Genomic DNA, 9,624 nt, shown 5'->3' on the forward strand with positions numbered 1-9,624 from the left:
ACTCGATCGACTCGGCGTGCTTCTCCGCTTCCAAAGCCTTCTCGAAGTAGGCGGCATGCGGCCCTCGCCGCGCCCTCCGCACATCCTCACAATGCCGTTCGAAGTAGCCGTCGGTACCCAGCACCCGATCCACGTGCCGGGCCAGATCCATCGGCATGCGGCGCTTGCCGTGTTCGATGTCGCTGAGGTGCGACTTGCCGTAGAAGCTGCCCTCGACCAGACGCTCCAGCGACAGCCCCGCAGCCTCCCGCTTCCACCTCAACTCCTTGCCGTAGAAGTCGGGGACGCTGATCGAACCGTCGATGTCCTTGCGCCGGACCACGCGCTCACCGCCGTAACTCACCGTGCCGTTTCCGCTGCTCGCGTCGCGGACGCGAACCCTCTTCCACGGTAGCGAGTTGGGCGACACTCTGTGAGGTGTTCGTAACTCACCGCACAGAAGGCCGTAGCCCCCATGCCCGACCGCTCCCCCACCGCTTACGACGTCACGCTCTGCGTCGAGAACCTGCGCACCGCCCTCGCCCTGCACGGCATCACGCTGCCCTCCCTGCGCGCAGACCTGCCGGGCCTCGCCGGTACGTACGCCCAACCCGCCGGCCTCGTGGCGCTCGGGAACTGCAACACGGCCACGGCCCAGGCGCTCGCCACCGCCCTCCGCGGGACGGCGGCCGAGCGATGACCTTCGAACTCGACCTGCTCGCCACCCCGAGGGCCGTACCGGCACTGCGCCACCATCTCCGCGCACTCGACTACGAAGTCCTCCTGTGCGCCACGGAGTTACTGACGAACGTCATCGACCACCTCGGCGACGGCACCCCGGTGACCGTCCGGGTCACGGACACACCTCACGGCCACACCCGCGTCGAGGTCACCGACCCCGACGCGCGCACCCTCCCCGTCCTGCTGTCGGCCACCGACACCGCCGAGTCCGGCCGCGGCCTGACCCTGGTCGACGCCCTCGCCCGGCGCTGGGGCGTGGAACAGGGGCCCGACCACAAGACGGTCTGGTGCGAACTACCCGGCCCGGCCGGTCAGCGGACGACGTCGAAGACGTTCTTCTGCACACCGTTGGCGTAGGCCTCGTGCTCGACGAGCTTCAGCTTCTGCGCGTCCTTGTCCGTGGCGCTGAACAGCCGCTCGCCCGCACCGAGCAGCAGCGGGAACACGAGCAGGTGGTAGCGGTCGATCAGACCGGCGTCGGAGAGGGCCCGGTGCAGGGAGGCACTGCCGTGAATGATGATCGGCCCGCCCTCGGTCTCCTTGAGCGCGGCGACCGCGTCGAGCGAGCGGAGGATCGTCGTCTCGCCCCAGTCCGACACCAGGGCGTCCTCGCCGAGGGTGGTGGAGACGACGTACTTCGGCATCGTCCTGTAGTCGGCGAACTCCTCCATGGCGGGCCACACCGGGCTGAACGCCTCGTAGCTGGTCCGGCCCAGCAACATCGCGGCGGCTTCCTTCTGCTCCCGGCCCTTGATCTCGAACGCCTCGGGCAGGAAGTCGACGTCCTTGAAGGTCCACCCGGCGTTTCGGTAGCCGGACTCGCCGCCCGGTGCCTCCACGACACCGTCGAGCGAGATGAAGGCGGTGCTGATCAGGGTGCGCATCTGTGGTTCCTCAGTGTCTCGTGTCTGGTATTCGGCCAGTTCGGTCCGTACACGCTTCGACCACCGTCGTCGCCGTAACGCACCAACCACTGTCTCTGACTGCGGATCACGGGAAAACTCATCGGCCGACGGCGGGCCCGCCGCGTCGGTGCGAGCGCTTGCGGCGCCATGCGCCCAGGGCCGTGGCGAGGACGAGTGTCGCGAGGACGATCGCCGCCGCCACGTAGTGGCCGGGAGTGGCCCAGGACGGGCCCGGCCAGACCGCCACGGCCACCTCGGCGGTGTCATTGGCGGTCGTGGCGTCATGGCTGCGACGCCCGGCCCGGCCGTCGGAGACGGTGACCCGCCCACCATGGCGGGCGACATCCTTCTCGATGCGGAGGGTGAAGGGGAAGGTCGTCGTGGCTCCCACCGCTCCGGCCCTCGCCGTACACACGTACCGACGTGCTCCCGGCTGTCTCGCGGACGGAGCGGTCAGGGGCGTGCCGTCCGGGGCGAGCGCGCGGCAGTCCTGGTCGATCAGTTCCTCATCCCTTTCGAATTCGTAGGGGGAGGACACGACGGTGGTGCCCGGCGGCACCGTGAACTCGATCCGCACCGGGGCGGGCAGCGCACCTGGGCCGTCGTTGCGCACGCCGACGCGCACCGTGGCAAGGCTGCCGATCGGTCCTCTGGCGGTGCCGGCGACGGCGGCCAAGTCGGTCTTGTTGCGGACCGACACCTTGAGTTCGGACGAGCCTCTGTTCTCCGTGCCCGCACCCCGGGGGCCGGCGGGTACCAGGCGGAGCGCGGATCCGTCGCCAGGTCTGTACTGCCGCGCCAGTTCGTCCGGGGGCACGTAGTCGGTGCCGAGGGCGGCGGCCCGGAACGAGACGCTGGGGTACGTGGCGTCACGGCCGGCCCTGAGGACTTCCCGCGCGGCGAGGCGGTAGGACGCGCCAGGGGGGATGACCGCATCGGCGGCCGGCAGGCGGCACCACGTCGTGCTGCCCCGGTAACGGCAGTTGCTGTGCTTGCCGGTCGGCGCGATGCCGTCTCGCGTGTCCATGAAGAGCGCGACTCCGCGGGCGGGCACGTCGCCGGTGTTGCGTATGGTCAGCGAGACGGCGAGGCTGCCGCCCGGGTCGACGGCGGGTCGATCGGGGTGTGCGTCGACCACCAACTCCGGCCTGCCGATCGTGATGAGGGAGCTTCCGGTGACGGTGGGCCGGCCGGGCGAGGTCATCCGATAGCGCAGCACCGCCGAGTCACCCGCCGTGGCGCCCTGCGCGGGACTCAGACGGAAGTACTGGCGGATTCCTCCCCGGGAGGCGTCGTCCTGCCCCTCGCAGTGGAAGACCGGCAGATGGACAGGACAGACATCCATCGCCGTTTTGATGATCGCGACGCCCTTCAGGTCGCCGGCGTCGAAGGTGACCGTGACGCGGGCGGCCCCCCTCTCCTCGATGTGCAACTGGGTGGCGCTGTGGGAGTCGCGCGAGACGTAGAAGACCGATGGCACGACAAGCTCGGGCTCGGAGGACGGCGCGCAGCCGACGAGGCCCGCCAGCACCGCGGCCAGGAGAAGGATCGGCCCGACGGCCGCACGGAGTGATCCGGTGGGGGCGGCAGCTCCCTTTCGCCCCGCCCTGCAACGGCACTTGGCTCCCTCACACGTGTCCACCGTGATCACCCTGCCAGGAGGACATCACGACCGTGCATCCGTACTGTCACATGGCTCCGCCGTGCGGAGAGCACGGAGCAGGGACAGGGCCTGTCCGACGGATCCCGCCGGACAGGCCCTGGTCCCGAGGAGGGCTCAGCGCTTGAGCGTCAGTGATGCAGCACGCCCGGCTGCTCGGGCACGTGGGTGACGACCACCCGGCCCACCCGGGCGACCTCCCGGCGCCGGTCCACCGCGTACGCCAGCCCCGCCACGGCCAGGCCGAGCACCGCCGGCACCGCCCCCGCCGACGCGGGCGACGTCACCCCGAAGCCCGCCGCCAGGGCCAGGCCGCCGATCCAGGCGCCGCCGGCGTTCGCCAGGTTGAAGGCTGCCTGGTTGGCGGAGGATGCCAGGGAGGGGGCCGCGGAGGCCTTCTCCATGACCATGAGCTGGAGGGGCGAGCCGGTGATGAACGCGGCCATCCCGAGCAGGGCCACGGCCAGGGCCGCGCTCCACTCCGCCCGCATCAGGAGGGGGAAGAGGAGCAGGACGGCCGCCAGGGAGGTGAGGCCTCCGAACAGGGTGCCGCGCAGGGAGTGGTCCGCGAGGCGGCCGCCGAGGAGGTTGCCGGCCGTCGCGCCGACGCCGAACAGAGCCAGCAGCAGTGTCACGTTGCTCTCGGCGAAGCCCGCCGCGTCCGTGAGCATCGGGGTGATGTAGCTGTAGGCGGCGAACAGCGCGCCGAAGCCGGCCACCGTCGTGCCCAGGGCCAGCCACACCGGCAACGACCGCAGCGCCGCCAGCTCGCCGCGCAGGCCGGTGGCGGGGGCGTGGGTGTGGTCGTGCGGGATCAGCAGGGCGAGGGACGCTATCGCGGCCAGGCCGATCGCGCTGACGCCGAGGAAGGTGGCCCGCCAGCCCAGGTGCTGCCCCATCAGCGTGGCGACGGGCACGCCCGCGATGTTGGCGACGGTCAGGCCGAGGAACATCAGGGACACGGAGCGGGCCTTGCGCTCCGGCGCGACCATGTTCGTGGCCACCACGGCACCCACGCCGAAGAAGGCGCCGTGCGGCAGACCGCTGAGGAAGCGGGCGATCAGGAGGGAGTCGTAGCCGGGGGCGAACGCGGAGAGCGCGTTGCCCGCGACGAACAGGGCCATCAGGCCGATCAGGACGTGGCGGCGCGACATGCGCGAGGTCACCGCCGCCAGCAGCGGGGCGCCGATGACGACACCGAGCGCGTACGCCGAGACCAGGTGCCCGGCGGTGGGGATCGAGATGTGCAGGTCGTCCGCGACGTCGGGGAGCAGCCCCATCATCACGAACTCGGTCGTGCCGATACCGAAAGCGCCGACGGCCAGGGCGAGCAGGGCCAGAGGCATGAAGGGCCTGTGCCTTTCAGGGGAGAGCGGAGTTCCGTACAGTATATGTTCAGCAACGGAACAAAGTCTCTCAGGCCCAGTATTCCAGGCGGTTACGAGGACGTGTCGAGCCTCACACGGGCGGCCACCGGCAGGTGGTCGCTGTTGGTGCGCGGCAGGGTCCAGGAGCTCTCCGGCTCGATGCCCTTGACCATGATCTGGTCGATCCGCGCCATCGGGAACGACGCCGGCCAGCTGAACCCGAAGCCGCTGCCCGCCGCGCCCTGCGTGGAACGCAGCTGGGAGGTCACGGCGTTGAGCGAACGGTCGTTCATCGTGCCGTTGAGGTCGCCGAGCAGCACGACCCGCTTCAGCGTCTCGTCGGCGATGGCCTCGCCGAGCGCGTCGGCGCTCTTGTCGCGCTGCCGGGCGGTGAACCCGGCCTCCACCTTCACCCGCACCGAGGGCATGTGGGCGACGTAGACCGCGACCGGGCCCTTGGGGGTGGCGACGGTCGCGCGCATCGCGCGCTTCCAGCCGAGCTTGATGTCGACGGCCTCGACGCCGGTCATCCGATACTTGCTCCACAGACCGACCGTGCCGACGACCGCGTGGTACGGGTACGTGGAGGAGAGCGCCTTCTCGTACACCGGGACGGCGGACGCGGGCAGTTCCTCCAGAGCCAGCAGGTCGGCTCCGGAGGAGGCGACGTCCTGGGCGGTCGCGGCCGGGTCGGGGTTGTCGGCGTTCACGTTGTGGGTGGCCACCATCAGGTCACCGCCTGCGCCCGACTTGTCGGTGAGCAGGCCGCCGAAGAGGTTCAGCCACACGATCGCCGGCAGCAGGACCGCGATCAGGGCGGTCGCCGACTTCCGGAGCACACCGAGGACCAGCAGGACCGGGATGGCCAGCCCCAGCCAGGGCAGGAAGGTCTCCGAGAGGCTGCCGAGGTTGCCCACCCGGTTGGGGATGCGCGAGTGCAGCAGCATCACCAGCGCGAGCAGCAGCGCGAGGGCGGCGAGGACGGAGCCCCGGCGCCAGACGCGCGGATCGCCGCGCCAGCCGTCGAGCAGGCGGTACGTCAGGCGCCGAAGCCGGGAGCCCGGTCGCTCGGGCCCCGAGCCGCCGTTGTCCGTCTCCGTCACGTACGCCTGCTGCGCCATACCGTCTGCCTCACTGCCCGCCGTGCACACACCGTCGTTCCCCCCGTGTTCATCCGACCCTAGGGGATGATCGGCTCCGTTCCCGCCGTCCCATGACGGCCGTACGGAAGACGAGGACGAAAGAGGCGGGGCCAGGAGTTCCGGTTACCCCCGGGACGGCCGCGGTCTGTGACGAAACGCGCACATACGCGCTACGAGGATGTCGAGCTGACGGGCCGTAGGCCTTCCAGGACCGTGTCGACGATCTGCTCCGCCAGTCCCTCGGGCAGGTCGGCGTCGGGGCGCATGACGGAGCGGACCAGCATGGGGCCGACGAACATGTCGTTGGCCAGCTCCAGGTCCACGTCCGGCCGGATTTCGCCGCTCTGCCGCGCGCGGCGCAGCACCTCCAGGGCGAGGACGCGCCGGGGCGCTATGACGCTGGCGTGGTACGCCGCCCAGATCCTGGGGCTGGACTTCATCTGGGCGTACACGTTGTGCAGGATCGCCGACGAGCGGCTCGCGAGGCCGCGTTGGCGCAGGGACTCCAGCAGCACGACGAGGTCGTCGCGCAGGGAGGTGCCGGGGAGTTCGGGGTCGGGGGGTTCGGCGGCGCGTACGACGTCGACGAACAGCTCCTCCTTCCCGCTCCAGCGGCGGTAGATGGTGGCCTTGCCGACCCCGGCCGTGCGCGCGACGCGCTCGATGGAGAGCTCGGCGAGGGGTACGCCCTCCTCCAGGAGCTTCATCACGCCCTCGAGGATGGCTCGTTCCACGGCCTCGCTGCGCGGTCGGCCCCTCACGGGCCCGTCCGGTCGCGGCCGGCTGTCGGCAAGGCTCACGTCATTCCGTCCTTCCACTCTGTTGCGGTGATTGTCCCGCAGCAGCCTCCTTCCCCCGTGGAGTTCCGCCTGAGCTCAGTCCGTGGCGGCGACCAACTCCGGTTCCTTCTTTCCCTCCTGACCGGCCGGCGGCCTGCCCGGCAGGAACAGGGCCGTCACCACGGCGCCGATCAACGCGACGCCCGTACCGCACAGGGCGGTCATGTGCATGGCGTGCAGGAAGGCGTCGTTGGCCGGCGTGATCAGGCCCTGACCGCGCGGGCCGAGCTTCTCGGCGATGCCGAGGGTGGCCTCGATGGACTCGCCGGCCGTGTCGCGCAGGCCGGGCGGCAGCAGGCCGAGCTTGCCCTCGATGCCGTTGCGGTAGGCGGTGGAGAGCACCGAGCCGAGGACGGCGATGCCGAGGGCGCCGCCGACCTGGCGGAAGGTGTTGCTGAGCGCGGAGGCGGAACCGGCCTTCTCGCGGGGCAGGGCCTGCATGATGACGACGGAGGTCGGCGTCATGATGTGCGCCATGCCGGTGCCCATGAGGAAGAAGATGACTTCCAGCAGCCAGATCGGCGTGTCGGCCTCGAAGGTGGCGAACGCGGCCAGCGTCGCCGCGATCAGCACCAGGCCCGCGGTGGTCGTGGCCTTGTTGCCGAAGCGGTCCACCACCAGCCGGGCGCGCGGCGCGAAGATCATCTGCGCGGCGGCCAGCGGCAGCATCAGCAGACCGGACTGCAGCGGCGAGTAGCCGCGCACGCTCTGGGTGTAGAAGACCGAGAAGAACGTGACGCCCATCAGCGCGAAGAACACCAGCGCGATGGCCGCCATGGCCGCCGAGAAAACCTTGTTCTTGAAGTAGGTGACGTCCAGGGACGGGTGGTCGCTGCGCTTCTCGAAGATCACGAAGGCGGTGAGGACGACGAGACCGGCGACGATGGTCGCCAGCACCTTGGCGTCCGTGAAGTCGGCCAGCTCGCCGCCCTTGATGATGCCGTAGACGAGCAGGACCAGGCCGACGACGGACAGGACCACGCCGACCGGGTCCAGACGGCCCGGCCTCGGGTCGCGGGAGTCGGGCACCAGCCACATCATCAGGGCGAGCGCGACGAGCACGATCGGCACGTTGATGAGGAAGACCGAGCCCCACCAGAAGTGGTCGAGGAGCGCGCCGCCGGTGATCGGGCCGATGGCGATCGCGAGGCCGACACCGCCCGCCCAGATGCCGATGGCCTTGGGCTGCTCGTCGCGCTCGAAGACGTTCATCAGCACGGCGAGGGTGGCCGGCATCACGAAGGCGGCACCGAGGGCCATCAGGGCGCGATAGGCGATCAGCTGGTCCGGGGAGCCGGACTCGGCGGCCAGGGCCGAACCGATACCGAACACGAGGAGGCCGCCGAGCAGGACCTTCTTGCGGCCGAGGCGGTCACCGACGAGACCGGCGGTGAACAGCAGGCCGGCGAAGACGAGGGTGTAGGCGTTGATCGCCCACTCGATCTCGCTCTGGGTGGCGCCGAGGCCGGTGGGCGCCGGGGTGGAGATGGTCTTGATGGCGACGTTCAGGATCGAGTTGTCGAGCACCACGATCAGCAGGCTCAGCATCAACACGCCCAGGATCGCCCAGCGGCGCCGGTGCACCGCTTCCGGTATCCGTGAGGCAGGGACGGAAGTTGTCATGTGTTCGACCCTACGACCATTCCGATACGGAACCGTCTCGTATCTTATTTTCTTTACTCAGGCCTTACACAACCGGGTTTGACCGGACGCGAAAGGGATCACAGAGGGTCCCTCTGGCCCTCTCTGGCACGAGGTGCCACCATGGAGACGATCCGGGGACGCCGTCAGGGCGCCTCGAGATGACTGAAGGAGCCGTTGCCATGACGCAGCTTTCGGCTGCCCAGAACCAGCCTTCCGACGGCAGCAAGGCGCTGTACGGGGGGAAGGGCACCCGCCGCATCACCGTCCGCGACATCGCGCTCGCCAAGGAGCGGGGCGAGAAGTGGCCCATGCTCACCGCCTACGACGCGATGACCGCGTCCGTCTTCGACGAGGCCGGGATCCCGGTGATCCTGGTCGGCGACTCGGCGGGCAACTGCCACCTCGGGTACGAGACCACCGTGCCCGTCACCCTCGACGAGATGACCATGCTGTCGGCGGCCGTCGTACGCGGTACGACCCGCTCCCTGATCGTCGGCGACCTGCCCTTCGGCTCCTACCAGGAGGGCCCGGTGCAGGCACTGCGCTCGGCGACCCGGCTGGTGAAGGAGGCCGGGGTCGGCGCGGTCAAGCTGGAGGGCGGCGAGCGGTCGCACGAGCAGATCCGGCTGCTGGTGGAGTCCGGCATCCCGGTGATGGCGCACATCGGGCTGACCCCGCAGTCCGTCAACGCGATGGGCTACCGCGTGCAGGGGCGCGGCGAGGAGGCGGCGCAGCAGCTGCTGCGCGACGCGAAGGCCGTGCAGGACGCGGGCGCGTTCGCGGTCGTGCTGGAGCTGGTCCCGGCGGAGCTGGCGGCCGAGGTGACGCGGGTGCTGCACATTCCGACGGTCGGTATCGGCGCGGGGCCGGAGACGGACGCGCAGGTGCTGGTGTGGACCGACATGCTGGGGCTGACGTCCGGCCGGGTCCCGAAGTTCGTCAAGAAGTACGCGAATCTCCGTGAGGTCATGGGCAACGCGGTGAAGGAGTTCGCGGAGGACGTCGTCGGCGGGACGTTCCCGCTGGAGGAGCACTCCGTCCACTGAGCCATTGCGGCAACACCCCGGCAGCCCCGTTGACCGTCCCCCGTCGGCGGGGCTGCCGCTTTGCGGCTCCGCACGCCCCTGGGGCTCCGCCCCACACCCCGGCCTGTGCCCACCCCCTTCCCGACTCGGTCGGCCGAGAAGGTGCGGTGCCTGCCTGTTGAGCAGACCGAGAAACGGGGGCCCGGGGGGGGAGCCCCCGGTGTTGACCGCTGTTGGTGGGCTGTCGGTGGGTGTCGGTGGGGTGTCGGTGGTTTTTCGGCAGAACCTGGCACCCTTTTTCGCCTGGCGCGGATTGACGACA

General features: G+C 70.2%; 10 protein-coding genes. 3 read left to right on the forward strand and 7 right to left on the reverse strand.

The window, feature by feature from the left end:
• A partial coding sequence (locus tag AC07CM_RS02755; RefSeq protein ID WP_478874888.1) for a helix-turn-helix domain-containing protein occupies positions 1-322 on the reverse strand: 322 nt, incomplete at its 3' end.
• Positions 323-454: 132 nt separating this feature from the next.
• On the opposite strand from AC07CM_RS02755, the gene AC07CM_RS02760 reads away from it, so the two are divergent.
• Positions 455-679 (forward strand): hypothetical protein, encoded by a 225-nt coding sequence (locus AC07CM_RS02760; RefSeq protein ID WP_478874515.1) that lies wholly within the window; start codon positions 455-457, stop codon positions 677-679.
• Positions 676-1,077: an ATP-binding protein gene (locus AC07CM_RS02765; RefSeq protein WP_478874516.1), complete on the forward strand. Its 402-nt coding sequence runs from the start codon at positions 676-678 to the stop codon at positions 1,075-1,077. Before AC07CM_RS02760 ends, AC07CM_RS02765 begins: the two co-directional genes overlap by 4 nt.
• Here the strand turns inward: AC07CM_RS02765 and AC07CM_RS02770 are convergent.
• The 6 genes from AC07CM_RS02770 to AC07CM_RS02795 form a co-directional block, all read right to left on the reverse strand.
• Positions 1,032-1,604, reverse strand: a complete 573-nt coding sequence (locus AC07CM_RS02770) for a dihydrofolate reductase family protein (RefSeq protein ID WP_478874517.1) — start codon at positions 1,602-1,604, stop codon at positions 1,032-1,034. The two genes, AC07CM_RS02765 and AC07CM_RS02770, sit on opposite strands and share 46 nt — an antisense overlap.
• A gap of 118 nt (positions 1,605-1,722) precedes the next feature.
• Entirely contained in the window at positions 1,723-3,156 is a 1,434-nt protein-coding gene (locus AC07CM_RS02775; RefSeq protein WP_478874518.1) for a COG1361 family protein, read from the reverse strand.
• A 260-nt stretch (positions 3,157-3,416) separates the two neighbouring features.
• Positions 3,417-4,631 (reverse strand): MFS transporter, encoded by a 1,215-nt coding sequence (locus AC07CM_RS02780; RefSeq protein WP_478874519.1) that lies wholly within the window; start codon positions 4,629-4,631, stop codon positions 3,417-3,419.
• A 92-nt stretch (positions 4,632-4,723) separates the two neighbouring features.
• The gene (locus AC07CM_RS02785) at positions 4,724-5,773 is read right to left on the reverse strand and encodes an endonuclease/exonuclease/phosphatase family protein (RefSeq protein ID WP_478874520.1); all 1,050 of its coding nucleotides are present in this window, start codon (positions 5,771-5,773) and stop codon (positions 4,724-4,726) included.
• A gap of 191 nt (positions 5,774-5,964) precedes the next feature.
• Positions 5,965-6,594, reverse strand: coding sequence for a TetR/AcrR family transcriptional regulator (locus tag AC07CM_RS02790; RefSeq protein ID WP_478874521.1), 630 nt, complete (start codon positions 6,592-6,594; stop codon positions 5,965-5,967).
• A gap of 75 nt (positions 6,595-6,669) precedes the next feature.
• The gene (locus AC07CM_RS02795) at positions 6,670-8,256 is read right to left on the reverse strand and encodes an MFS transporter (RefSeq protein ID WP_478874522.1); all 1,587 of its coding nucleotides are present in this window, start codon (positions 8,254-8,256) and stop codon (positions 6,670-6,672) included.
• 200 nt (positions 8,257-8,456) lie between these two features.
• On the opposite strand from AC07CM_RS02795, the gene panB reads away from it, so the two are divergent.
• Positions 8,457-9,323: a 3-methyl-2-oxobutanoate hydroxymethyltransferase gene (panB, locus tag AC07CM_RS02800; protein ID WP_478874523.1), complete on the forward strand. Its 867-nt coding sequence runs from the start codon at positions 8,457-8,459 to the stop codon at positions 9,321-9,323.
• The last annotated feature ends 301 nt before the right edge of the window (positions 9,324-9,624 follow it).

Source organism: Streptomyces sp. NPDC044061 (genome assembly GCF_056434305.1).